This window comes from Streptococcus sp. 11-4097, assembly GCF_018215285.2.
Taxonomy (GTDB): domain Bacteria; phylum Bacillota; class Bacilli; order Lactobacillales; family Streptococcaceae; genus Streptococcus.
In genome coordinates this window covers 281,552-305,591 of the sequence record NZ_CP185262.1, presented here as the reverse complement: position 1 = coordinate 305,591, position 24,040 = coordinate 281,552, and the positions used below count along the sequence as shown (strand labels likewise).

The following is a 24,040-nucleotide window of genomic DNA, read 5'->3' as shown; positions in this document are numbered from 1 at the left end:
AAACCTCCTTATTCCTTGCCTTCTAACTTACTAATATCAATTCCCAATGCTTCTGCCATTTCTTGATTGGTATGCAATTCCAGTTTTCCAGGCAACTCAACTGCTATATTTTCTGGCTTCTCACCTTTTAAAACACGAATCAGCATGCGAGCTGTCTGTCTTCCCAATTCTTCATAATTGGTTCCGTAGTTATACAAGCCACCAACCGCAACCATTTCTGTTGAACCACCAAATACTGGAACCTTGTGTTTAATAGAAACCTGCTTGACTGTTTCCATGGTTGACGAAATGATATTATCCGTTGGTACAAAAACCATATCCACCTCTGCCATCAAGCTTTCTGCAGCCGCCTTGACGTTGTTACTGTCCAAGATTGTTTTTTCAACAACGGTAAAGCCTTTTTCTTCCAAAAGACGCTTAGCTTCATCCTTTTGGACAACCGAATTGGGCTCACTCTGAGTATAAAGAATTCCAATTGTTTTAGCTTTTGGCAACACTTTCTTTATCAAATTGATTTGGGTTGAAATGGCATCTGATGACTGATCGCTTGTCCCAGTCACATTGCCCCCAGGGTGTTCTCTTGACTCAACCAACTTGGCACTGACAGGGTCTGTTACAGCTGAAAAGATAACCGGTATCGTTTGTGTTGTATTAGCCAAACTCTGAGCAGAAGGCGTTGCGATAGCTAGAACGACATCACTAGATTCTGCTAGTTGCTGGGAAATTGTTTTTAGGTTTCGTTGTTCTCCCTGTGCATTTTGCAAATCAATCTCAATATTTTTCCCCTCAACATAGCCTTGTTTGGCCAGCTCATCCACAAAACCTTCTCTAGTAGCGTCTAAAGACTGATGGGTAATAAATTGCGAAATACCGATACGAAACATATCTTTTTTCTTATCTGCCTTCAACTGATGCAAACTAATCAGAGAGGTCAAGAGAATCCCCACTACCAAGAGGGGGGCTAGTAATTTTCGAACAACTTTCATAATGAAACTCCTTCTCAGAAAAGATAAAACAAAAAACCGCCTAGATACTATCTAAACGGATGCTTGAAATAATCTAACAAGTTACAACTTAGCTAGTCCATTTAGATATTCATCTATATGGACCACAATCAAAAATCTTAGCCACATAGATACAAACAAATTGCTTGAACTGTTTGCATCCATGGTGACATGTCTACAAACACTATCTAAAGTAGCTAAAGTAAAAGTTTTGATTCATCGTTACAGCTTGTTTCTTATTCATTTCTTTTTCTGCTTTCTTTTTTGATGTTTCCTATCTTACCACCTTTTTCATCACCTGTCAAGAATATTTCAGAATTTTTTAAAATTTTTCGAAAATTCTTTCAGAACTCTTTCAAAGATTTTTTCAAATCAGTCCAACAAAAAAAGGTTTATAATTCCCATAAAAATTGATATGGAAATTATAAAACCATTATTAGTTTAACCCTTGTTGGTAACGCGCTAATTCGGCTTGGTTAGCCCAAACATAGTGACCTGGACGGATTTCTACCATAGATGGCTTATCAGTCTCATAGTCGTGTTGACTTGGGTCGTAAACCTTCAAGACCTTCTTACGTTCCAAGATTGGATCTGGGATTGGTACCGCTGAAAGCAAGGCTTGAGTATATGGATGAATTGGATTGTTAAACAATTCTTCTGTTTCTGCAACCTCTACAATAACACCCTTGTAAATAACCGCGATACGATCTGAAATAAAACGGACAACCGACAAGTCATGGGCGATAAAGAGATAGGTCAAGCCAAGTTCTTTTTGGAATTTTTTGAGCAAGTTCAAGACTTGGGCACGAACAGAAACGTCCAAGGCTGAAATGGGCTCATCCGCAATAACAAAGTCTGGTTGCATCACCAAGGCACGAGCAATACCGATACGTTGACGTTGACCACCTGAAAACTCATGAGGGTAACGAGTCAAGTGTTCAGCAAGAAGACCTACTTCACGGATAATATTTTGAACTTTCTCTTTACGTTCTTCTTCATCCTTGAACAGATGATGATTGTAAAGACCTTCAGAAATAATATAATCAACAGTCGCACGTTCATTCAAACTTGCTGCAGGGTCTTGGAAAATCATCTGGATACGACGAATCAATTCCGCAGCTTGTTCACGCGACTTCTTACCATTAATCTTTTGACCATCAAAAATAATATCACCATTACTTGTGTCATTTAGACCAATAATGGCACGACCAATAGTTGTTTTCCCACTACCTGACTCACCAACAAGCGAGAAAGTTTCTCCCTTGTTGATAAAGAAGTTAGCATTTTTAACCGCGACAAACTTCTTACTTCCTTCACCGAAGGAAATTTCTAAATCTTTGATTTCTACTAATTTTTCAGACATTTCCTTCCTCCTAGTCAGCCAGATGGGCAAATCCCATTTTTTCACGAATCTTATCATGGAGATTTGCAATCACAGCTGGTTTTTCTACTTTTGGAGCATCCTCATGAAGTAGCCAAGTTTTAGCCCAATGTGTCTCTGATACTGAGAATTGAGGAGCTTTTTGTTCGAAGTCAATCTGCATTGCATAGTCAGAACGCAAGGCAAAGGCATCCCCTTTCAGGTCAGTATAAAGTGACGGAGGTGTTCCTGGGATTGAGTAAAGATCCCCTTTATCATCAGCAAGCTGAGGCAAGCTAGACAAGAGACTCCATGTATATGGATGGCGAGGGTCATAGAAGACTTCCTCAACAGTTCCATACTCAACGATTTCTCCTGCATACATAACCGCTACCTTATCCGCAATACTTGCCACCACACCAAGGTCGTGGGTGATAAAGATTGTTGTGAAATGGTACTCGTTTTGTAAAGATTTTAGCAAATCAATAATCTGTGCTTGGATAGTCACATCCAAGGCAGTCGTTGGCTCATCACAGATCAAGACATCAGGTCGGCAGGCAAGGGCAATCGCAATAACGATACGTTGACGCATTCCTCCAGAATATTGGAATGGGTATTCATCAAAACGTCTATCTGCGTCTGGAATCCCAACCTTATTCATGTAGTCAATCGCCAATTCTTTCGCTTCTTTAGCTGTTTTTCCTTGGTGTTTTACAATAACTTCTGTAATCTGACTACCAATTGTTTTAATTGGGTCCAAACTAGTCATTGGATCTTGGAAGATAGTCGCAATCTTAGCCCCACGAATTTGTTCCCAATCTTTATGAGAAGATAAAGCTGTCAAATCTTGACCACGGTAGTCAATACTACCTTGGGCAATGCGACCATTTTCTTCAAGCATACCTGTGAAAGTCTTTGTCAAAACAGATTTTCCTGATCCTGACTCACCTACCAAGGCTAATACTTCTCCTTCAACTAGTTCAAGGGAAACGCCTCGAATGGCTGTCAATACTTTGTCACGAACGTCAAATTCCACGACAATATCGCGAGCAGTCAAAATTACATTTTTTTCTTTTGTCATTTCTACTCCTATCTATGTGTACGTGGATCACTAGCATCCGCTAAGTTTTGACCAACTACGAAAAGGGACAAGGATACCAAGACAAGAGTTGTCAATGGAATCCAGAACAAGTAAGCATTTGTTGTTACGTTTTGTGAATAATCTGAAATCAAACGCCCCAAACTTGGCACGGTAATCGGTAATCCAAGACCGAAGAATGACAAGAAGGCTTCGTATGAGATAAAGCTTGGAAGCATTTGAGTCATGGTTGTCACAATAACAGATACCAATTGAGGCATGATATTTTTGGCAACAATCTTCAAGGTTGGTGTTCCCAGAGTACGTGACGCCAAGTTGTATTCCAAGTCACGATAACGCAAGATTTGCACACGGATCATGAAGGCAATCCCAATCCATGTCGTCACACTCATGGCAAAAATCAGATTCCAGAATCCAGCTCCGATTGAGTAAGTCAAGACAATGACAATCAAAAGAGATGGGATGTTTGAGATGACGTTATAAACTTCCATCATCACGCGGTCAACTGATTTTGAAATTCCCCAAATACCACCGACAAAAACACCGATAACCAAGTTAATTACTGTCGCAATCACAGAAATGAGGATAGAGTTACGAGCTCCGAACCAGACACCGTCAAAAAGAGATTTACCGTTACTGTCTGTACCGAACCAATGCTCAGCATTTGGCTTGATATAACGAGCACTAAAGTCGTTTACCTTGCTGACATCATTGAAATCAAACTTAGAAAACATTGGGTAGATGAAACTCATCAAAATGATAGCTACCAAGATTCCCAACATGACTACAGTTGATTTCTTCTTCATAAATTGTCTAAACACTGAACCCCAGTATGAATAAGCTGGCGCATCAATAGCTTCAGAGGCAAAATCGTCACGTTTTACAAACTGAAATTTTTCTTTATCGATTGTAGACATTATTTGCCTCCTTTCTCAGTCAATTTAATACGTGGGTCAATAATAGTCATCCAAATATCTCCCAAAAGAAGTGAGAAGATAGAAATACATGTAAAGATGAAGACAAGACCAACGACCATAGAGTTATTAGATGCTTTTACAGAGTCAATCAACATTTTACCCATACCTGGGAAGGCGAAGACTGTTTCAGTAAGGGTTGCACCACCAATAACCCCGATAACGGCACCAGGAATTCCTGAAACCAGCGGAACCATGGCATTTTTAAAGATGTGTTTGTTTGAAATTTCTTTTTCAGACAAACCTTTGGCACGAGCAAAACGAACAAAGTCCTGTGATTGCAAGTCAATCATGTAACGACGAATCCAAATAGCTGTACCAGGAGCACCCAACAAACCAAGAATCACTGCTGGTAAAACATACGAACGCCAATCTCCAGCACCCAAAATAGGGAATGAATCTGGAAGACCAATTGATGATCCAATCAAACGAACAATGTAAACCAAGGCAATGGTTGGAAGGGCCATCAAGAAGGTCAAAAACCCTGTTGAGAAGCTATCAATCCAAGTATTCTTGAAGCGAGCCATAGCTGAACCAAGTGGCACGGCAATCGCATAAGAAATCACCAAACCAATCAATCCAACGACTGCAGAGCTAGCAATCATAGAAGGATATTGGTAGTTGCTTTCAGTTGCAGTATATGGGTCATCTTTCCCATAGTTAGCTACTTCACGAGAATCAGCCTGACTAGGCGATTTGTAGGTTCTTGAGTAAATATTTACAGAAGAAGTTTTCTTACCTGTTGGGAACTGAACTTGAGATGTTTTTGTTTGCCCTTGTCCTTGAGTAATGACCTGTAAAACAGGGCTATTAGCATAGGTTGGATAAGAGTCACCTAAATTAATGTTCACAAAGTTTTGATGCACAAACGGGAACTGACTGTTGAAGTACAAGAGATATTTGTGTTTTGTTCCTGAACCGACCAAGGACCATCCGATCGCTGGATCGTTTTCAAAACGAAGGTAACGTTTCAAGTCTGGATTTTCAGGGTCTTGAATTTTATTTGTATGATCAATGTCAATCAAGTTAGCATAGAAGTGAAAAACACGTTCAAAAATCGGGATTTCACGCGTAGCGTAGAATTGGCCACTTTCAGTAAATTCTCCCAGGGTCCAACCATGACCGATTTGTTTGATGTATTTTTCATAGATAGCCTTGTTGGTATCATTGGCTTCAACTGTTACAGAAGCATCCATCTGGCTAGCTTTTTCTTGCAACTCTTTGGTATCGTAGTACTCGATATAGCCCATACGCTCATAAACGGTATTCTCATAGTTATCACGTTTATCAGCAGTTGTAGCAATCTTGTTATAGTTGGTATCCTGTTTGAAAATCAATTTTCGAGGAACCATTGTATAGATAATCGTGTAAGTCAAGGTTGTTACTAAGAAGATAGAAACCAAGGACCGCAAAACACGCATAAAAATATATTTTTTCATATCATTTCCTTTAAAAATCCCAAAAGAACCTTCTCCTCATGGAGAGAAAGTTCTATTGAAAATTATTTACTTCACATGACTTGCCAATTCTTTTTGAGCTTTTTCGTTTGACTCAGTCTTTTCTTTCAACCATTTTTCACGAGCTTTTTCATACTCTTCTTTGGTGATTGCTTTTTCACCAACTTCAGTGTACTTCAAGTATCCTGAATTTTCACCTTTAAGGCCGGCTACAGAATATGAAGAGCTAAATGGTAGAACTTTTGAAACATATGAAACGGCTGTTTCTTTAGGAGAAGCCATTACTGGAATTGTCAAAGCATTGTCAGTCAACCAAGCTTGTGCCACCGCGTATTTTTCATAACGTTTTTGAACATCTTGGTTTTCGCTGTTTGCGTCATCAAGTAATTTTCCATAGTCAGCTAAACCAAGTTTGCTTACTACTGATGCATCTGTGTTTTGGTCAATACCAAGGTAAAGGCGAGTGCTTCCTCCCTTAAGGACGAATTGATCCAAGAAAGTAGAAGGATCTTGATAGTCCGGGTTCCATCCTAGCAAGGTATGGATATCCCAGTCTTGCTCTTTAGCTGTTGGAGCGCTAAATGAAATTGGTAAAGCTTCTGCTTGAGTCATTTGTTGTAAGTCTACAACAACATTATCTGAACCCAATACTTTTTCAATTGATTGTTTCAATGATTGAACACGGTTTACAACCGCTGTTGATTCTTGGATAACCAGGGCATCCAAGTGGATTGGGAATTCAACACCTTCAGCTTGTAGACTTGATTTGGCTTTAGCAAAGACTTCTTTCGCTTTTTCTTCATTGTAAAGGCCATTTTGAGAATCTGCTAGAGACACGTTTGACCAAGTAGAAGAATTTGTCTTAGCCAAGCTATCTTGTACCAATTCACCAAATGTTTTCTTACCAACTTGAAGATTATAAGGTGCAAACGTATTACGGATGGCTACTGCAGCTCCATCAGTACCATTTGTTTGAGCTGAGTAAGAATTGCGATCGACAGCAAAGTTCAAGGCTTGACGGAATTCCTTGTTTAGCAATGCTTTCTGAGTAGATGTCTTTTGGGTATCACTTGTTTTGGCAGTGTGGTTATAGGTTGTACGGCCATAATTCAAGCTGACAGTTGCAACACCCGCTCCTGGTTCATTAAAGTAAATGTTATCTTTAAAGTCAGCTGCATATTTTTCATATGTAGAACTTGTAGGGAAGATACGAGCCTTGCTATATTGACCATCAGCAAAACCTTTAGCAATCACATCTTGGTCCTTACCATCCCAGAAAGTGAACTTAACGTTCTCAATTTTTACATTTTCTTTGTCCCAGTAAGCATCATTTTTAGCCATCTCGATAGATGATTTTGGAGTTACAGATTTTAAGACAAATGGACCGTTATAAAGAATAGAGTTAGCATCGGTTGGGGCACCAAAACCTTCCCCTTTTGAAGTTAAGAATTCTTCATTAACCGGCATCAAAACACCACTAGTGGTCTTATCATTCCAGAAAGTTTCTGGCTGGTTCAAGGTATATTCTAGTGTTTGATCATCAAGTGCTTTTACTCCAACGGTTGAAAAATCGCTTGTTTCACCCTTGATATAGGGTTCTAATCCCTTAATAGAAGAGCTAACGATTGAAAGTCCTTTTGATTTTCCATCTACGGCATGTTTCAAACCAGTAACGAAGTCTTTAGCAGTTACAGGAGCGTATTCTTCTCCCTCTGCTGTAACCCATTTAGCATCCTTACGGATTTTATAGGTATAAGTCAAACCATCTTTTGAAACTGTCCATGATTCAGCAATAGAAGGAACCAAGTTACCATATTTATCATTAGCCAACAAACCATCTACAGCATTTGTTGTGACGAATGATGTTGAATCGATATTGCTGACGATATAATCCAAGGTTTCTGGATCTGTTTGATAAACATATTGGTAATCTTTTGCTAGTTTAGCATTATTCGAACTAGTGTTTGAACACGCAGCTAGAACTCCTGACGTTAATAAGGTAGCTCCCGCTACAGCAAGCACTTGACTTTTTTTCATTTATTTACTCCTCTTATAAATAAAGTATAGGTTATCATCAATTATATCATAGATTTCAAGAAAAGTAAACGAATTTTCAGAATATTTAGGCTTATTGACACAAAAAATCTGAAAAAGCTATTGACTGAAAATCATTTTCAAGGTATAATAATAAACGTTAAGGCGGTATAGCCAAGTGGTAAGGCACGGCTCTGCAAAAGCTTGATCGTCGGTTCAAATCCGTCTACCGCCTTCTTTAACTTGATTTATCAGGTTTCATTTAAACAGAAAGCCCAATTTAAAGGGCTTTTTTCTTTTTCCTTGAATAAATACGTATAACTTTAAAAAACTTTTGAGGCAAGTTTGGGGCTGAGTTTTTCGAGGACACAATTTCCTTTTGAAATCAACTGAAAAAAGCTTTGTCACGCCTGGTGACAAAAGCCTCTAGTTTACTCTGTTTCTTCTTCTATTTCAACTTCGGTAATTTGGACTTTTACCTTGGTAACACGTCCATTTTTCACCTTATCATTGGTTAGGATAAGTTGTTTGTTTTGGCTGACTAATTCATAACTGAGTCTCTCAGTCGTTGGAATGGTCCCAACTCCTGTCAAATAATAACCAGCGATGGTATCAACGTCATCACTTTCCAGTTCAACATCAAAGTAGTCATTAAAATCATTGAGATTCATGGTACCTTGAACAATATAAGTATCTTCTCCAATTTTATGAACTTCGATTTCAGCCTTATCTGTTTCGTCATCGATTTCCCCAACGATTTCCTCTAAGAGGTCTTCCAGGGTCACCAAACCAGCCATCCCACCGTATTCATCTAGCAAGATTGCCATTTGTCTTTGGGTATTGCGCAGTTCTTTTAACAAGTCATCCACAAAAATAGTTTCAGGAACAAAAAGTGGATCTTGTAAGATTTTCTTCCAAACAATATTATCAAAACCGTCCACAAAGCCCGCCTTAAGGAGACTCTTGGTGTGAATGATCCCAATCACGTTATCCTTATCCCCATCATAGACAGGGATACGAGAATAATTTTGTTTTAAAATACTTTGGATGATGGTTTGACTATCATCCTGAATATCGACCATGAAGGCATCCGTTCGAGGAACCATGACTTCTCTGGCCATTAATTCGTCCAGTGAGAAAATCCCTTGTAACATCTCAATTTCGTCAGCATCTAGTGTTTCTTCACTATTTGTCAACATGTACTCAATTTCATCACGGGTCATTTTTTCATCAGCATCGTCAAAAGTCATTGGAGTCAAGCGACTCAAGAGATTGGTAGATGCAGACAAGAGCCAAACAAAGGGACTAACTAGTTTCCCAAGCCCAATGATAACTGGCGCTGTACGAATCGCCAAGGCATCCTTTAGATTAAGAGCGATTCTCTTAGGATACAATTCCCCAAAAACGATGGAAATATAAGTCAAAAATGCTAAAGATAGAAAACTTGCAACGGCATAAGATGTTTCGCCATTTCCAAGCCAAGATGCAATTTCTCGTCCCAGAGTTTCTGCCAAACTCGCCCCTGATAAGATCGTAATCAGGGTAATCCCTACTTGAATGGTTGATAAAAAGTGGTTAGGATTTTCTAGTACCTTCAGCAGACGGATATAGCGTCTATCTCCTTCTTCTGCCTTTTGTTCAACCCGCGCACGATTTAGTGACACCATGGCCATTTCTGTGGCTGAGAAAAAGGCATTTAACACCGTCAAGATAAACAATAAAACAAATTGTAGCAACAAATTCTGACTACTTGGGTCTTCCATAGTTCTTCTCCTAAAATAGTATCTTACCCTCTATTATATCACAAAATATAGTCCAGTACATATTACATATTATTTTTTCTCATACTCTTCGAAAATCTCTTCAAACCACGTCAGCTTTATCTGCAACCTCAAAGCTGTGCTTTGAGCAAGCTGCGGCTAGCTTCCTAGTTTGCACTTTGATTTTCATTGAGTAACAGTATCTATTGTAGCCCTGCTTAAACTAGTAAGAAAGAACTCCTATATCGACAAGTGACATAGGAGTTTATTTTGTATTTTACTGAGTAACAGTCACTTCTCCAGTTCTGTAATCCAGTTGAAGCCCCTTTTGAACATTGGGAACTAGAACATTAAATTCCAATTCTCCGTCTGAAGACTTGGCTTCAATCTGTGAAGCTGAAGGTACTAAATCCTCGTTTGAAGCATAATAAAGGGTTACACGGTAACGGACACGCTTGTTTTGGTCCAAGGCTTTACGTACCAGGCTTTCATAGTAGTTTTGCCCTGTCGAATCCTCAGCTTGCGCCTGATTTGCCCAGGCTGTCTGAACAGCAATGTTTTTAGGATTGCTTGTAGAAGCATCAAAACCATCCAAGCCACCGATCAAGGCATAGCCTAACAAATGACCTCTATCGACCGCATGGGTATAAGTCCCCTTTAGATTCTTAACCTGATGCCATCCTGGAGGAATCCATGAAGTCGAACCATTCCCCGTTTCTTCACGATTCTTGTACTGTCGGGTTGCCTTAGACAAGAGAGCATTGGCTACAGTTGGCACGGTTTCCTTGCCCACTGTCTTTGTTTTATTATCGGCGTAAGGTTTACTTGAAACCTTGGCATCTAGGTTTGTTTTATTACCATTGACGATAAAAGCACCTGATCCATTCCACTCCAGACTCCCTTTTATTTGACTCTTGACTACATCTGTTAAGACACTTTCTGCCAATTCTTGACTAGGAGCTTCAGACGCTTGTTTTTTCTGACTCACCTTAGTTTTAGGAGTATTAGCTGTCGACTGCATCTGCTTGATATAATAGCTACCGGCAGATAAAAGTAATAATACCAGCAATCCGATTAGTGTCTGTCTTGTTTTTTTGTTCATATTTCTCCTTATCTCTAGAAAAAGGCTGGTTTTCCAGCCTAATTTCCTGTAAATTTATGAATCAATTCCTGCCATTTTGCTGGAGACAGGATAGCCCATGGATCTTGACCCTTGCCCAAGATTCCATAACCGACCATTAAACCGATTCCTAGGGCTAAAGCACCTAAAATCAGTACCAGAATGACTAAAAGTAAACGCTTGGCTACGTAGCCTGATTTCTTATTCATCTTCATCACTTGCCTCAATCCGCTGAATCTTAGCACCCAACTGCGCCAACTTCTCATGAAAACGGTAGTAGCCTCTATCCAAGTGGACTAATTTACCAACTACGGTTTCTCCTTGTGCTACCAAACCTGTCAAAATCAAGGCTGCACTGGCACGAAGGTCAGTTGAAAGAACTTCTGCTCCCTGCAAAGGCTGTCCACCAACAATACGTGCTGTATCACGGATAATTTCAGAGTGCAAGCCCATACGGCGCATTTCTTCTAGGTGTTGGAAACGATTTTCAAAAACTGTCTCCACCATAGTTGATTCGCCTTTTGCGACAGTCATCAAGGCTGTAAATTGAGCCTGCATATCTGTTGGAAATCCTGGGTGGGGCAAGGTTTTCACATGGACAGCTTTTAGATTTTCTAGTTGAGAGCGAACTCGAATTCCTTCAGTCTCCTCCGTCACTTCCACTCCCATTTCAAGCAATTTGGCAATCAAGGGACGGTTGTGCTCCCAAACAGCATCTTTAATCAGGACATCACCACCAGTCATGGCAGCAGCCACCATAAAGGTTCCAGCTTCAATACGGTCTTGGACCACATTGTGAGTCGTACCATAAAGTTTCTCCACACCGGTAATGGTAATGGTCTCTGTACCAGCACCTTTTACTTTAGCTCCCATTTCATTTAAGAGAATGGCTAGGTCCACAATCTCAGGCTCACGCGCAGCATTTTCAATCACTGTAACCCCATCAGCCAGCGTCGCTGCCATCATCAAGTTCTGAGTAGCACCAACACTTGGGAAGTCCATGTAGATATGAGCTCCATGTAAGCGATCAGCCTTGGCTTCGATATAACCAGCTGTCTGACTAATCTTAGCCCCCATAGCTTCTAGACCTTTCAAATGCAGATCAATAGGGCGGCTACCAATCGTACAACCACCTGGCATGGATACCTTGGCATGACCTACACGGGCAAGAATTGGTCCCAAGACAACGATAGATGCACGCATCTTGCTGACATACTTGTAAGGAGCTTCCTCAGTGATATCGCCAGTCGCGTCCACCTCAACAAGATGATCTTCTTCATTAAAATCCACCTTGGCATTCAAACCACGAACCACCTGATTCATAGTGAACACATCTGACAAGATAGGAACATTCTGCAAGACGGTCTTTCCTTCACTTGCTAGAATAGTCGCTGCCAACAAGGGCAAGACTGCATTCTTTGCTCCTTCGATCGTAACACTTCCTACCAGACGATTATCGCCACCTTGAACCACAATTTTTTCCATACTTATTTCCTTTACTCTTGATTTTATAATAATCCTCTAAGCACTTCTTGCCACAACTGATACAGGCTGATAAAGAATGAACTCATGATGTAGCCCATTACAATACTGAAAAGAGCTATCAATAAACGGACTTTTCTTGTATTCTCAGCTGTCACTTTTAAAACCTTTTCCCATCTAACAAGATCCTTTAAAAGGTAAAAACTCACATAAATAAAGAGCATGTGACTGCTTAGAGTGAATAATAATTGAACCATTTGACTATTATACCATCTTCTCTGTTTGTGCGCTAGTTTGGAAACTTCACTTAAAAACTAGGGATTGTTTTTCAAGTAATCAATTGCATCTTGTAGGGTTTTAACTGGCACTATTTTCATATCTGTCTTGATTGTTTTAGCTGCTTCCAGGGCTGTTTGGTAGTTATTTTTCGCATCAGGATGTGCTTTTTGTTCTTCTTCGCTAACAGGGTTATCAGGGGCAAAGAAAATAGCAGCACCTTCTCTAGCCGAAGCTACAACTTTCTTATCGATACCTCCAATGTCTCCCACATTACCATCGCGGTCAATGGTTCCTGTACCGGCAACAATGCGGCCATTACGAAGGCCAGGGTCAGCTATTTGGGTATAGATGGCCAGACTAAACATGAGGCCAGCACTTGGACCGCCAATACCAGCTGTTGAAAAGCGAATTGGAACATCACTGGTCACTTCTGTACGGTCAATCAAACCGATTCCAATTCCATTTTTGCCATTTTCCAAGGTGATAATCTTACCTTCTGCAGACTTGGTTTGCCCATCCTCTTCATAGGTGACCTTGACGGAGTCCCCTAGTTTTTGAGAATTGACGTAATCAATCAAGTCTTTGGAACTGTCAAAGGTTTGATCATTGACTGCTGTAACCGTATCAGAGATGTTGAGAATCCCTTTAAAGGTTGAATTATCTGTCACAGTCAAAACATAAACCCCAAGGTATTTGAGTTCAATATCCTTACCAGCTGTTTTTAGCCCTTGATACTTGGCCATATTTTGCGATGTTTGCATGTAGAATTGATTGATCCGCATAAATTCAACATCGGAAGAACCACCTGTAGTCTCTTGGGCACTACGAATATCTGTAAAAGGCGTCAACCAAGCATAAATCATATGGGCTAAAGTAGCGTGCTGGACACCAACCGTAACGAATTGATAGGCCCCAGCTTCCTTATCTTCTGTGTCATTGACTTTAAGGACTTGGCGAATATCTTCCGAACCACCTGGAACTTCTATATAGTAGGGCAAGGGCACTACAAATGCCAAGAAAGTCACAATTAAGGCCGCAATGACATATAAGGGCCATCTAATCTTTTTTTTCATTTCTTATTTCCTCCAAAATACTCTCAGGAACATAGCAAGCAATATCCTGACCAAACTTCAAAAGCTCTCTAACACCGGATGAACTGAGATAGAGATGTTCAGGTCGACTATGTAAATAAATGGTCTCTATATCAGGAGACAGCTGATGGTTGTAGTAATCAAAACTGGCTTCATATTGCAAATCCGCTGCATTCCTCAAACCACGCACTAGACAAGTAGCCCCCAGTCTTTTTGCAACATCAACCACCAATTCATCATGAGAAAACACGACTTCAACATTCCCCAAATGTTCCAAAGCCTTTTCTAGTCCCCGTTTACGATTTTCAAGAGGGAGAAATCCTTGTTTATGGGGATTGAAAAAAATACCGACATAGAGCTTATCAAAGAGTCTGCTCGCCCGTTCAATCATATCCAGATGCCCATTTGTCATCGGATCAAATGAGCCTGTGAATAAGCCAATCTTATCTGACATAAACTGTCACCTTACTAATTCCATAAATTTTTTCCTTCCAGATACCCAGGCAGGCAATTTCTTCTGGAAGTTCGACGGCCTTATCCGTCTCACACACGACCATGACATCTTCAGAAAAAAGCTCTTTCTCATCCATTTTTTCAATATCTGCTACGATTTGTTCCTTGGCATAAGGAGGGTCTAAGAAAATGAGGTCAAATTCCCCAGATACCTGTTCCAATGCCCTTTCTGCATCCATCTTGAGGAGCTCAAATTTTCCAACTTCCTTGGTCATCTGAATATTTTCAGCCACGATAGCCTGAGCCTTACGTTCTCGTTCCACCAAAACAGCGCTGGACATGCCACGCGAGACTGCCTCGATAGATAAACCACCACTACCTGCATACAGGTCCAAGACTCGTCCCCCTTCAAAGTAGGGACCAATCATGTTAAAAATGGCTCCCCTAACCTTATCCGAAGTAGGTCTTGTCGTCTTTCCTTCTAGTGTCTTTAGGGGACGTCCCCCATAGATTCCTGATACGATTTTCATACCGTTTATTATACCAAATTATGGGCGAAAAGAGAAAGAAAACCGAACCTTGCGGTTCGATTCTCTACAAAATATTTTCGTAAGTATCGCGGACTTCTTGAGGCCAAACACTTGTTTGCACTTCTCCGATGTGTTTCTTGCGAAGTAGGAACATGGCCATCCGAGATTGTCCAATTCCTCCACCGATTGTCAATGGGAATAGACCATTCAACAAAGCCTTGTGCCATTCCAATTCTAAACGGTCTTCATCACCTGTGATGGCAACCTGACGGCGAAGGGTTTCTTCATCAACACGAATTCCCATAGAAGACAACTCAAAGGCTCCACCCAGAGACTCATTCCAGACAAGAATATCACCATTTAGACCCTTATAGCCATTTTCAGACTCACTTGTCCAGTCATCGTAGTCTGGTGCACGTCCATCGTGCGGTTTACCGTCTGGTAATTCACCACCGATACCGATCAAGAAGACTGCTCCAAATTCTTTACAAATAGCATTTTCACGCTCTTTTGGTGTCAAGTCTGGGTAGCGTTCTACCAACTCTTCTGTGTGGATAAAGGTGATTTGTTTTGGCAAGACAGACTCAATATCATAGCGGGCTTCAACAGCTAGCTCAGTCAGGCGAATAGCCTTATAAATCTTCTCAACTGTTTCTTTTAGGTAGGCAATGTTACGTTGTCCATTTGGGATAACCTTCTCCCAGTCCCACTGGTCAACATAAACAGAGTGGGTCGCATCCAGCGAATCTTCGTCTGGACGAAGGGCCTTCATGTGGACAAAAAGACCTTCTCCCTCACCGAAACCAAAACGGGCCAAAGTATGACGTTTCCATTTAGCAAGTGAGTGCACAACTTCATAAGTAGCATCAGGGATTTGGAGAACCTTGACTGATACGGCGTTCTCCACACCTGATAAATTATCCTGCATCCCGTCGCCGACCCTGCTCAAGATAGGACCTTGAACTTCGACAACTTCTAACTTATCTTTCAAATACTGGGTAAAAGTGTTTTTGACAAAGGAAATCTCTTCTTGTTGATGAATAAAACTTTTCTTCATAAACTACTCCTCAAAAAATTAATTAAAAGCATTATACACCTATTTCCAAGAAAAGAAAAGACCAAATATAAAAAAATCAGTGCTCCTTCGAACACTGATGTTAGGGACCTATTAGTCATTACGACCAAAGATACGTAGAATACTTAGGAAAAGATTGATAAAATCAAGATAGATACTGAGAGCCATTGACACAACCCAACCTGTCGCTACACGGCCTTGTGATTGTTCATAAGCAAGACGAATTCTTTGGTTGTCCCAAGCAATCAACCCTGAGAAAACCAAAACCATGGCTACGCTAATCATATAATCAAAGAAACCGCTAGCCAAGAAAATATTAACTACCATGGCAATCAGCAAACCGATAAGAGCCGCCATCATAGCCCGACCAAGACCACTCAAATCTTTCTTGGTGAACATGCCAACTGCCGCCATGACAAAGAAGAGAAGGGCGCTCGACACAAAGGCGGATAAAACTGTACCCGGAGTATAGAAGGCCACCACAAAACTAAGGGTAAAGCCGTTTAAAACAGAGTAAAGTAAAAATACTGGAAGAGCCGCTGGACTATTCTTTAAGGCCATGTTACTGGCAACGAAAACCAAGGCCAACTCCGCAAAAGTAGCAATGGTCAACCAGAGACGTCCCTGCATCAAAAAGTAAACCAACTGAGATTGAAAGACCGTCAACATAAGACCTGATACTAAAGCGGATAGTCCGATTCCCAGACCAACAAAGGCATAAACCTTAGCGTAAAATTGATTGAGACCTGCGCGGTCGTGAATAATAGTGTGATTCATCTTTTCTCCTTTTCAATGAATATCTTTCCTTGATTATAACAAAGAAAGTTAAAATTAGCTTAAATGGAAAATTAAAATACCGGCTGCAACGGCGACATTCAAACTCTCCGCCTGTCCCTTCATACTAATGTGGACCAACTGGTCTGCACTTTCAGCCATAAGGGGACTAATTCCTTGCCCCTCATTTCCCATGACTAGTACAAAATTTTCTATAGGAGGCAGTTCTCTGTAATCAACAGAATCTTTAGATAGGGTTGTTGCCAGCACTGGAATACCTGCCTTTTTAGCTTTCTCGAGAAGCGTTTGGCTCGACATCCGGTAAATGGGCAGGTGGAAATGACTGCCTTGCATGGAACGTAAGGTCTTGAGACTGTAGATATCTGCCGACTTATCTGAAACAATTACTCCAGTAAAACCTGCTGCATCCGCAGTCCGAATGATAGTTCCCACATTACCAGGATCTTGCACATCTTCCAAAAATAAGAACTTGCCCTGACTAAAGTCAGCTTGCCCTACTTCTTCTTTTTGAACCACCGCAACAATGCCCTGTGGAGTCTGAGAATCCGCCAAATCTAGCAAAATATCCTCTGACACCCAGACAGTTTGCGGAAAAGCAACTAACTGTTCTCGGTAATTTTCTAAAGCAAAGATTTTCTCAATCGTCACTCCAGCTTGAACAGCTTCTTCAAATAAGTGCCAGCCTTCAATCAAATAAGCAGACTTGCGGTATTTTTTTTGGTGTAATTTCTTAGCATTTTTTACCACAGAATTGGCTTTTGAGGTTATAATAGTCATAGAAATATTATAACACAATCAAAGGGGTTTGGTATGCAAAAGGTTAGAATGATTGCCCAAGGTAGGGTGCAAGGAGTCGGCTTTCGTTGGGGTGTTTACAGCTTGGCACTTGAAATTGGTGGCATCACAGGCCGAGTATGGAATAACGACGATGGCACAGTGGAAATATTAGCCCAAGCAGACTCATCTGCTACCATGGCAAAATTTATCCAAGAAATCCGCAAAGGACCCACACCTTTTTCAAAAGTCAGCTACTTAGATGTCAAACTGAGCAACTTTCCTCCCTACCCTGACTTTAAAATCGCAAATTAGGTCTCTAGAACTATTGTATATTTTGTAAAAAAACAGTAGAATAGAAAGGTATAATTTTTAAAGAAGGAATAAAAACAGTGAAATCTATTAAACGTTTTGCACTCTCAGCTATGGGAGTGGCTATGTTACTTGTTTTGACAGGTTGCGTTCAGATTGATAAAGCAACAGGTAAGCCAATTGGTCCCGTTTGGGATTTCTTGGGTGCCCCGATGGGAGAAGCTATCAAGTACTTCGCTACTGATAAAGGTCTAGGCTTTGGTGTCGCTATCATTATCGTAACCATTATCGTGCGCTTGATTATCTTGCCACTTGGTATCTACCAATCATGGAAGGCGACACTTCACTCTGAAAAGATGAACGCCCTCAAGCACGTCCTTGAGCCACACCAAACACGTCTCAAAGAAGCAACTACTCAAGAAGAAAAACTCGAAGCCCAACAAGCCCTCTTTGCAGCTCAAAAAGAGCACGGCATCAGCATGTTTGGTGGTGTAGGATGTTTCCCTATCCTCCTTCAAATGCCTTTCTTCTCAGCTATCTACTTTGCTGCCCAACATACTGAAGGTGTTGCTCAAGCAAGCTACCTAGGAATTCCTCTAGGTTCTCCAAGTATGATTTTGGTTGCCTTCGCTGGTATTCTTTACTATCTTCAATCGCTCCTTTCACTTCACGGAGTAGAAGATGAAATGCAAAGAGAACAAATCAAGAAAATGATTTACATGAGCCCACTCATGATCGTCGTCTTCTCCCTTTTCTCACCAGCCAGTGTCACACTTTACTGGGTTGTCGGTGGTTTCATGATGATTCTCCAACAGTTTATCGTCAACTATATCGTTCGTCCAAAACTTCGCAAAAAAGTCCGTGAAGAATTGGCTAAGAATCCACCAAAAGCACGTGCTTTCTCAACACCAAATGGACGAAAAGACGTTACCCCTGAACAACCAACTGCTATTACAAGCAAGAAAAAACACAAAAATCGCAACGCTGGAAAACAACGTTCGAGATAAGAAGAAAAAGGCTTAGCTGGTTTGCTAAGTCTTTTTTGCAAGTCAAAAGCCCGATGTTCCCATCAGGCTTCTTTTTTTATCCATGTACACGTTTCATATAGTCTTGATAACTTTCGGTATCCATGAGTTTTTTAGCGTTTTTCACGCGGTCTGCTGTTGGTGGTTTAACCCCTTCGAGTGAATAAGGAATTCCCAATTCACGCCATTTAAACTCACCCATAGTATGATAAGGCAGAATTTCAAACTTATCAACATTTTTGAGGGTCTTGACGAACTTACCAAGTTCAATCAAGTCATCATCTCTATCTGTCAATCCCGGAACTAGCACGTGGCGAATCCAGACAGGTTTTCCAATATCTGATAGATACTGGGCACAAGCCAAGATATTTTTATTGGTTTGGCTAGTGACAATCTTGTGCTGTTCTTCGTTGATTTCCTTGATATCCAAGAGGACCAAGTCAGTGACAGCCATGAGTTTGTCAAACTTCTCAAGGTAACGTGGTTTATTACGGAAAGGAAGGGCACAGGTATCCAAGGTACAGTGGATTCCTTGTTCCTTAGCCTTAGTGAAGAGGGCAATCAGGAAATCAATCTGCAAAAGGGCTTCTCCTCCACTGACTGTAATACCGCCCTTATTTCCCCAGAAACCGCGGTAGCGCAAGGCCTCTGTCAAGACATCATCTACCGTCCGTTCACGTGATTTATTGGACTCCATAGCCCAAGTGTCAGGGTTGTGGCAATACTGGCAACGCATGTGACAGCCCTGCAAAAAGACAATAAAGCGAATACCAGGCCCATCTACTGACCCAAAGCTTTCTGTCGAATGCACCATTCCTGTCACTTGTCCATAATCAATTGTTTCTTCAGACATATCGTTACCTTCCTTGAAAACGTTTTATAGTTTTATTATATCACGACTTGAAGGAAAAACAAGATTTTTGCCTATTTTTTAGAAAGCAATCTGTTTTTCAATTTCATTTTCAATGAATTATCATTTTCTTCTTCAAAATCAAAACCATACAAGGTTGCAAAGTAGTCCTCAGGGCGCTCTGCACGGCGGATTTGACGGGCTTTTCCTTCTTCGGTATAGAGGATTTCCGCAGAACGAAGTTTGGCGTTGTACTGGTAGCCCATTGAAAAACCGTGAGCACCTGTATCATGAATTACCAGCAAATCACCGATTTCTGTATGAGGCAGTTCGCGATTCACTGCAAATTTATCATTGTTTTCACAGAGTGAACCAACCACATCTACTACTTCAGCTGGTCCTTCTGGATGAGTCATATTGGTAATATGGTGGTAGGCGCCGTACATAGCTGGACGCATAAGATTGACTGCTGATGCATCCACACCTAGATAGGTACGGTAGGTTTTCTTCTTATGAGTGACTCTTGTGACTAGAGCCCCATGAGGAGCTAACATAAAGCGACCCAATTCGGTAAAAATCTTGACCTGATCAAGACCTGCTGGCGTAAGAACCTCTTCATAAACCTTACGAACTCCCTCACCAATCAAAGCGATATCATTTGGCTCCTGGTCTGGACGATAATTGACACCAATACCGCCAGAAAGATTGATAAAGTCTAGCGAAATACCCAACTTTTCCTTGATTTCAACAGCCAATTCAAAAAGCTGACGCGCCAACTCTGGATAATAGAAATGGGTGACGGTATTGGACGCTAGGAAGGAGTGAATCCCAAAAGTCTTGGCTCCTTTTTCCTTCAAGATGGCAAAAGCTTCAAAGAGCTGGTCCTTGGTCATGCCAAACTTGGCTTCTCCAGGATTGTCCATAATGTCTGTCCCTAGTTCAAAAACGTCTCCAGGATTGTAACGACAAGAGATAATTTCTGGAATACCTGCTGCTCTCTCTAGATGTTCAATATCTTCAAAAGCATCCAAGTTAATGGTCGCACCCAATTCACGCGCATAGGCGTATTCCTTGTCTGGCGTGTTGTTTGAAGAGAACATGATCTCAGAACCTGGAAAATCCAGTTTATGGCTCATCAAAAGCTCCACATAACTAGAGCAGTCCACACCGCAACCTTCCTCTTGGAGAATTTTCAAAACAGCTGGAGTTGGAGTAGCCTTAACTGCAAAATATTCCTTAAAGCCCTTGTTCCACGAAAAGGCTTGGTTGACGGCTCTTGCCTTTTCACGAATTCCCTTCTCATCATACAAGTGAAAGGGAGTCGGGAACTCGGCAACAATCTTTTCTAAGTCTTCTTTATTGATAAATGGTGTTTTCATAAGCTTCCTTCTATTCTATTTGCAAAGAAAGGCTGGGACAATCGTTCCAACCTTTAGTTCTATCTCTTATTTATCTTCGTCAAAGATATTACCAACCTCAACATCGATGGCTTGGTTCTTGACATCAATATTGGTTACCTTCAAGAGTGACTTGTAGTCAAACTGCTTTTCGCGTTCTTCTTGAGCATTATCCGCAAAGACCGCTACACCTGCCAATTCTGAATCAAACTCACGCAAGAGGCTGATCATCCCGTTGACAGTTCCTCCGCCTTTCAAGAAGTCATCCACAATCAAGACACGGCTGCCTGCCTTGAGACTACGTTTTGAAAGGAACATTTTCTCAATGCGGTCACCACTTGAACCTGATACATAGTTGACGCTGACAGTTGAACCTTCGGTAATTTTCAGGTCACGGCGTACAATGACAAAAGGAACATTGAGGACATTGGCAACTGCATTTGCAAGTGGAACACCCTTAGTCGCTACTGTCATAACCGCGTCAATTTTTTGGTCCATAAAGCTCTTGGCAATAATGCGACCAATATTTTTCAAGATGGCTGGTGTGCTAAGCAAATCAGACAGGTAGATATAGCCACCTGGTAAGATACGGTCACTTTCTGACAACTTGGCACGCAAGTCCTCAACCATTTCCTTGGCATCATGGCTTGAGATTGATGGTGTGAAAATGACACCACCACCAGCACCAGTTACTGTCTGGATATGGCCAATTTCGATTTCCTCAAAGGCGCGTTTGATAATCACGATATCCTCTGAGATGGATGATTTAGCGGATTCATACTTTTCAGCAAAAGTATTGAGACTAGTTAGTTTATAAGGATTATTAATCAAATAGTTGGAAATGACAACCATCCGATCACTTCTTCTTAATTTCATTTCTATTTCCCACTTCATTTAATTTTGATATTTTATCTATTATACCATATTCACATAAAAAAACGAACATTCTTATCCTAAAAATGCTCGTTTTTCTTAAATTATTAATCTAAATCTGGTTTATAGAAGGAACGATTGTCCATAGCGAAGATTTTATTGGTCATCTCTCCCTTATCCACCAAAGCAAGAGCTGTTGACATCATCATCATGCTTGCATCCAGATTGTCAATCATATGGATAATCTCTGCTTCCATAATGCGTGGACGGACTGGGCTTCCATACTCAAGTAAGCCATGGTGACTGAGGATGACGTGACGAAGCAAAACGACTTCTTCCTTGGTATCATCGATGCCGAGTTCCATAACTGTTTTAGTAATTTCGCTATCAATCAAAGCAATATGCCCAAGAAGATTGCCTCGCACTGTGTACTCGGTCTGGTCTGGCCCCGTCAACTCAATGACCTTAGCCAAGTCATGCAGCATAATCCCTGCATAGAGCAGGTTCTTATTGAGCTGAGGATAGACTTCGCTAATAGCATCTGCCAAACGCACCATGGTTGCCGTATGATAGGCCAAGCCCGTTTCAAAGGCATGATGGTTTGTCTTGGCAGCTGGATAGGAGTAAAATTCCTTATCATACTTGGTGTAGAGCTTTCGGACAATCCGTTGCCAGACAGGATTTTCAATTTTAAAAATCATTTGCGACATGTAGTCACGAATTTCCTTGACATCAACTGGTGACTTGACTTTGAAATTTGCTGGATCATTGGGTTCGCCAGGTTGAGGCAAGCGGAGAGTAATTTGATTGACTTGAGGAGTGTTGTTATAAACTTCTCGGCGCCCTTTCATGTGGACAACCTTACCTGCTGTAAAGGCCTCAACGTTATGAGGTTGGGCATCCCAGAGTTTTCCTTCAATCTCGCCACTATCATCTTGGAAGGTAAAAGCTAGGTAATTTTTCCCAGCGCGAGTTTGTCTCAGGTCAGCTGATTTGATTAGGTAAAAGCCTTCAAATAGCTCATCTTTTTTCATGTGACTAATCTTCATATTCTTCCTCATTTTCTTGGAAATGGAGTAGATCAAGCGCAGGCTCCCCTTCTGATAACTCAATGTGACGGAGCGTCCGCTCGATAGCTGTAGTGCGACGGTTTAATAGTTCATCAATATTGCCAGAGGCATGTTGGAGATGCTTTTGTGCCTTGACCAGAATGCCACCAAACTTGCCAAACTCTGTCTTGACACTGGCAAGGGTCTTACTAATATGGTCAGCACTCTTTTGGATATTGAGGGTCTTGAAGCCAACTGATAGGGAATTGAGAAGGGCTGATAGGGTACTTGGACCAGCGACAATAATCTGCTCCTCCCGTCTCAAGTCATCAAAGAAAACCGGATTGCGGACGATTTCTGAGTAGAGTCCTTCTGTCGGAACAAATAAAACTCCAAAATTGGTCGTCCGAGGTGGTGCTATGTACTTGCTCTTGATATCCTTGGCAAAGCGCTTGACGCTTGCTAGGAGTGACTTGCGACAGCGTTCGATCTCGTCCTTGTCACCCGCTTCATAGGCTTCTTCTAAGCGGTAATAATCTGCCAGTGGAAACTTAGAATCAATCGGTAGATAGACATATTCCTGGTCACCTTGTCCAGGTAACTTGATGGCGTATTCCACTCGTTCACTAGAGTTTTCAACCGTTGCAAATTCTCGTTCGTACTGGGCTGGTGTCATGATGTCTTCAATGATTTGCCCCAGTTGCAATTCACCCAGAATCCCTCGCGTCTTGGTTCCAGAGAGAACCTTGTTGAGGGCACCGACATCGCGGGCAACTGTCTGCATTTCTCCCAGACCACGATTGACCGACTCCAGTTGTTTGGAAACTGTCTCAAAGGAAGCCTGCAAGCGCGTCTGTAAGGTCTTTTCTAACTTTTCCTCGACTGTCTGGCGCATTTGTTCCAAACGTTGCTCATTTGATTCCTGCAAGGCTTGGAGACGTTGGTCGGTCTTATCTCTGGTTTGGAGGAGATTATCTGTCATTTCTTGACGAACTTGAGTCAGGCCTTGGTGCAATTCGATTCGCACTTCTTGCAAACGGTCACTGACAGCCACTTCCAAATCTTTTTGATCTAACTGGCTGGCTTGTCTTGCTTGTTCAAAGCGGTAATCCAACTGGTCTGACAAGTGATCTGCCTGATCCTCCAAGCCCTTACTTAGATGTTTTTCCTGCTTATCCTGCCTTTGCCAAATCAGAAAGATACCAGCTAGGTTGGCAATCAATAATAGAACAAGTAAACTTTCCATC

24 protein-coding genes and 1 tRNA gene are annotated in these 24,040 nt (G+C 41.3%); 3 read left to right on the top strand and 22 right to left on the bottom strand.

Annotated features, from left to right (window positions below):
- Positions 1–8 precede the first annotated feature (8 nt).
- The 6 genes from KB197_RS01620 to KB197_RS01595 form a co-directional block, all read right to left on the bottom strand.
- Positions 9–986, bottom strand: a complete 978-nt coding sequence (locus KB197_RS01620) for an ABC transporter substrate-binding protein (RefSeq protein ID WP_064276394.1) — start codon at positions 984–986, stop codon at positions 9–11.
- A 454-nt stretch (positions 987–1,440) separates the two neighbouring features.
- Positions 1,441–2,367, bottom strand: coding sequence for an ATP-binding cassette domain-containing protein (locus tag KB197_RS01615; RefSeq protein ID WP_033684751.1), 927 nt, complete (start codon positions 2,365–2,367; stop codon positions 1,441–1,443).
- A gap of 10 nt (positions 2,368–2,377) precedes the next feature.
- Positions 2,378–3,445 (bottom strand): ABC transporter ATP-binding protein, encoded by a 1,068-nt coding sequence (locus KB197_RS01610; RefSeq protein WP_000159550.1) that lies wholly within the window; start codon positions 3,443–3,445, stop codon positions 2,378–2,380.
- An 8-nt stretch (positions 3,446–3,453) separates the two neighbouring features.
- The gene (gene oppC, locus KB197_RS01605; RefSeq protein WP_000103691.1) at positions 3,454–4,380 is read right to left on the bottom strand and encodes an oligopeptide ABC transporter permease OppC; all 927 of its coding nucleotides are present in this window, start codon (positions 4,378–4,380) and stop codon (positions 3,454–3,456) included.
- Complete coding sequence (locus KB197_RS01600; RefSeq protein ID WP_000759915.1) at positions 4,380–5,876, bottom strand: ABC transporter permease; 1,497 nt, start codon at positions 5,874–5,876, stop codon at positions 4,380–4,382. Before KB197_RS01600 ends, oppC begins: the two co-directional genes overlap by 1 nt.
- 66 nt (positions 5,877–5,942) lie before the next feature.
- Complete coding sequence (locus tag KB197_RS01595; protein ID WP_212573532.1) at positions 5,943–7,931, bottom strand: peptide ABC transporter substrate-binding protein; 1,989 nt, start codon at positions 7,929–7,931, stop codon at positions 5,943–5,945.
- Between the two features lie 161 nt (positions 7,932–8,092).
- Between KB197_RS01595 and KB197_RS01590 the strand changes: the two genes are divergently transcribed.
- Positions 8,093–8,163, top strand: a tRNA-Cys gene (locus tag KB197_RS01590).
- Positions 8,164–8,359: 196 nt separating this feature from the next.
- Here the strand turns inward: KB197_RS01590 and KB197_RS01585 are convergent.
- From KB197_RS01585 to KB197_RS01535, 11 genes are all read right to left on the bottom strand, one after another.
- Entirely contained in the window at positions 8,360–9,691 is a 1,332-nt protein-coding gene (locus KB197_RS01585; RefSeq protein WP_212573533.1) for a hemolysin family protein, read from the bottom strand.
- Positions 9,692–9,965: 274 nt separating this feature from the next.
- A complete protein-coding gene (endA, locus tag KB197_RS01580) occupies positions 9,966–10,790 on the bottom strand; it encodes a DNA-entry nuclease EndA (RefSeq protein ID WP_212573534.1) in 825 nt (274 codons plus the stop codon).
- A gap of 38 nt (positions 10,791–10,828) precedes the next feature.
- Positions 10,829–11,017 (bottom strand): DNA-directed RNA polymerase subunit beta, encoded by a 189-nt coding sequence (locus tag KB197_RS01575; protein ID WP_043901723.1) that lies wholly within the window; start codon positions 11,015–11,017, stop codon positions 10,829–10,831.
- Entirely contained in the window at positions 11,010–12,293 is a 1,284-nt protein-coding gene (murA, locus tag KB197_RS01570) for a UDP-N-acetylglucosamine 1-carboxyvinyltransferase (RefSeq protein ID WP_024057810.1), read from the bottom strand. Before murA ends, KB197_RS01575 begins: the two co-directional genes overlap by 8 nt.
- A 23-nt stretch (positions 12,294–12,316) precedes the next feature.
- Positions 12,317–12,547 carry a DUF1146 family protein gene (locus tag KB197_RS01565; protein WP_000250389.1) on the bottom strand — a complete coding sequence of 77 codons (231 nt, stop codon included), beginning with the start codon at positions 12,545–12,547 and terminating at the stop codon, positions 12,317–12,319.
- Between the two features lie 57 nt (positions 12,548–12,604).
- The gene (locus KB197_RS01560) at positions 12,605–13,642 is read right to left on the bottom strand and encodes a SepM family pheromone-processing serine protease (protein ID WP_000727281.1); all 1,038 of its coding nucleotides are present in this window, start codon (positions 13,640–13,642) and stop codon (positions 12,605–12,607) included.
- Positions 13,626–14,114: a pantetheine-phosphate adenylyltransferase gene (gene coaD, locus KB197_RS01555; RefSeq protein ID WP_212573535.1), complete on the bottom strand. Its 489-nt coding sequence runs from the start codon at positions 14,112–14,114 to the stop codon at positions 13,626–13,628. Before coaD ends, KB197_RS01560 begins: the two co-directional genes overlap by 17 nt.
- Complete coding sequence (gene rsmD, locus KB197_RS01550) at positions 14,104–14,643, bottom strand: 16S rRNA (guanine(966)-N(2))-methyltransferase RsmD (RefSeq protein ID WP_004241152.1); 540 nt, start codon at positions 14,641–14,643, stop codon at positions 14,104–14,106. Before rsmD ends, coaD begins: the two co-directional genes overlap by 11 nt.
- A gap of 64 nt (positions 14,644–14,707) precedes the next feature.
- A complete protein-coding gene (asnA, locus tag KB197_RS01545; protein ID WP_049510788.1) occupies positions 14,708–15,700 on the bottom strand; it encodes an aspartate--ammonia ligase in 993 nt (330 codons plus the stop codon).
- Between the two features lie 111 nt (positions 15,701–15,811).
- Positions 15,812–16,495 (bottom strand): Bax inhibitor-1/YccA family protein, encoded by a 684-nt coding sequence (locus KB197_RS01540; protein WP_001016903.1) that lies wholly within the window; start codon positions 16,493–16,495, stop codon positions 15,812–15,814.
- Between the two features lie 54 nt (positions 16,496–16,549).
- Positions 16,550–17,290: a TrmH family RNA methyltransferase gene (locus KB197_RS01535; RefSeq protein WP_064276398.1), complete on the bottom strand. Its 741-nt coding sequence runs from the start codon at positions 17,288–17,290 to the stop codon at positions 16,550–16,552.
- 33 nt (positions 17,291–17,323) lie between these two features.
- Between KB197_RS01535 and KB197_RS01530 the strand changes: the two genes are divergently transcribed.
- Both KB197_RS01530 and yidC read left to right on the top strand, forming a co-directional pair.
- Positions 17,324–17,602, top strand: a complete 279-nt coding sequence (locus KB197_RS01530) for an acylphosphatase (protein ID WP_001174616.1) — start codon at positions 17,324–17,326, stop codon at positions 17,600–17,602.
- A 77-nt stretch (positions 17,603–17,679) separates the two neighbouring features.
- Positions 17,680–18,606 (top strand): membrane protein insertase YidC, encoded by a 927-nt coding sequence (gene yidC, locus KB197_RS01525; protein ID WP_049492804.1) that lies wholly within the window; start codon positions 17,680–17,682, stop codon positions 18,604–18,606.
- Between the two features lie 76 nt (positions 18,607–18,682).
- On the opposite strand, the gene pflA is transcribed toward yidC, so the two are convergent.
- The 5 genes from pflA to rmuC all read right to left on the bottom strand — a co-directional run bounded on the left by pflA (position 18,683) and on the right by rmuC (position 24,039).
- Entirely contained in the window at positions 18,683–19,477 is a 795-nt protein-coding gene (gene pflA, locus KB197_RS01520) for a pyruvate formate-lyase-activating protein (RefSeq protein ID WP_001288288.1), read from the bottom strand.
- Between the two features lie 71 nt (positions 19,478–19,548).
- On the bottom strand, positions 19,549–20,853 hold the full coding sequence (locus KB197_RS01515) for a diaminopimelate decarboxylase (RefSeq protein ID WP_064276399.1): 1,305 nt from the start codon (positions 20,851–20,853) through the stop codon (positions 19,549–19,551).
- A 66-nt stretch (positions 20,854–20,919) separates the two neighbouring features.
- A complete protein-coding gene (gene purR, locus KB197_RS01510) occupies positions 20,920–21,747 on the bottom strand; it encodes a pur operon repressor (RefSeq protein WP_004238844.1) in 828 nt (275 codons plus the stop codon).
- Between the two features lie 104 nt (positions 21,748–21,851).
- Entirely contained in the window at positions 21,852–22,793 is a 942-nt protein-coding gene (locus KB197_RS01505; protein ID WP_064276400.1) for a 3'-5' exoribonuclease YhaM family protein, read from the bottom strand.
- Entirely contained in the window at positions 22,783–24,039 is a 1,257-nt protein-coding gene (gene rmuC / locus KB197_RS01500) for a DNA recombination protein RmuC (RefSeq protein ID WP_064276401.1), read from the bottom strand. Before rmuC ends, KB197_RS01505 begins: the two co-directional genes overlap by 11 nt.
- Between the last annotated feature and the right edge of the window lies 1 nt (position 24,040).

What these genes read in the sequence shown, in the direction of transcription:
- KB197_RS01620 (WP_064276394.1), bottom strand. Translation starts at nt 986, where the DNA reads ATGAAAGTTGTTCGAAAATTACTAGCCCCCCTCTTGGTAGTGGGGATT.
- KB197_RS01615 (WP_033684751.1), bottom strand. Translation starts at nt 2,367, where the DNA reads ATGTCTGAAAAATTAGTAGAAATCAAAGATTTAGAAATTTCCTTCGGT.
- KB197_RS01610 (WP_000159550.1), bottom strand. Translation starts at nt 3,445, where the DNA reads ATGACAAAAGAAAAAAATGTAATTTTGACTGCTCGCGATATTGTCGTG.
- oppC (WP_000103691.1), bottom strand. Translation starts at nt 4,380, where the DNA reads ATGTCTACAATCGATAAAGAAAAATTTCAGTTTGTAAAACGTGACGAT.
- KB197_RS01600 (WP_000759915.1), bottom strand. Translation starts at nt 5,876, where the DNA reads ATGAAAAAATATATTTTTATGCGTGTTTTGCGGTCCTTGGTTTCTATC.
- KB197_RS01595 (WP_212573532.1), bottom strand. Translation starts at nt 7,931, where the DNA reads ATGAAAAAAAGTCAAGTGCTTGCTGTAGCGGGAGCTACCTTATTAACG.
- KB197_RS01585 (WP_212573533.1), bottom strand. Translation starts at nt 9,691, where the DNA reads ATGGAAGACCCAAGTAGTCAGAATTTGTTGCTACAATTTGTTTTATTG.
- endA (WP_212573534.1), bottom strand. Translation starts at nt 10,790, where the DNA reads ATGAACAAAAAAACAAGACAGACACTAATCGGATTGCTGGTATTATTA.
- KB197_RS01575 (WP_043901723.1), bottom strand. Translation starts at nt 11,017, where the DNA reads ATGAATAAGAAATCAGGCTACGTAGCCAAGCGTTTACTTTTAGTCATT.
- murA (WP_024057810.1), bottom strand. Translation starts at nt 12,293, where the DNA reads ATGGAAAAAATTGTGGTTCAAGGTGGCGATAATCGTCTGGTAGGAAGT.
- KB197_RS01565 (WP_000250389.1), bottom strand. Translation starts at nt 12,547, where the DNA reads ATGGTTCAATTATTATTCACTCTAAGCAGTCACATGCTCTTTATTTAT.
- KB197_RS01560 (WP_000727281.1), bottom strand. Translation starts at nt 13,642, where the DNA reads ATGAAAAAAAAGATTAGATGGCCCTTATATGTCATTGCGGCCTTAATT.
- coaD (WP_212573535.1), bottom strand. Translation starts at nt 14,114, where the DNA reads ATGTCAGATAAGATTGGCTTATTCACAGGCTCATTTGATCCGATGACA.
- rsmD (WP_004241152.1), bottom strand. Translation starts at nt 14,643, where the DNA reads ATGAAAATCGTATCAGGAATCTATGGGGGACGTCCCCTAAAGACACTA.
- asnA (WP_049510788.1), bottom strand. Translation starts at nt 15,700, where the DNA reads ATGAAGAAAAGTTTTATTCATCAACAAGAAGAGATTTCCTTTGTCAAA.
- KB197_RS01540 (WP_001016903.1), bottom strand. Translation starts at nt 16,495, where the DNA reads ATGAATCACACTATTATTCACGACCGCGCAGGTCTCAATCAATTTTAC.
- KB197_RS01535 (WP_064276398.1), bottom strand. Translation starts at nt 17,290, where the DNA reads ATGACTATTATAACCTCAAAAGCCAATTCTGTGGTAAAAAATGCTAAG.
- KB197_RS01530 (WP_001174616.1), top strand. Translation starts at nt 17,324, where the DNA reads ATGCAAAAGGTTAGAATGATTGCCCAAGGTAGGGTGCAAGGAGTCGGC.
- pflA (WP_001288288.1), bottom strand. Translation starts at nt 19,477, where the DNA reads ATGTCTGAAGAAACAATTGATTATGGACAAGTGACAGGAATGGTGCAT.
- KB197_RS01515 (WP_064276399.1), bottom strand. Translation starts at nt 20,853, where the DNA reads ATGAAAACACCATTTATCAATAAAGAAGACTTAGAAAAGATTGTTGCC.
- purR (WP_004238844.1), bottom strand. Translation starts at nt 21,747, where the DNA reads ATGAAATTAAGAAGAAGTGATCGGATGGTTGTCATTTCCAACTATTTG.
- KB197_RS01505 (WP_064276400.1), bottom strand. Translation starts at nt 22,793, where the DNA reads ATGAAGATTAGTCACATGAAAAAAGATGAGCTATTTGAAGGCTTTTAC.
- rmuC (WP_064276401.1), bottom strand. Translation starts at nt 24,039, where the DNA reads ATGGAAAGTTTACTTGTTCTATTATTGATTGCCAACCTAGCTGGTATC.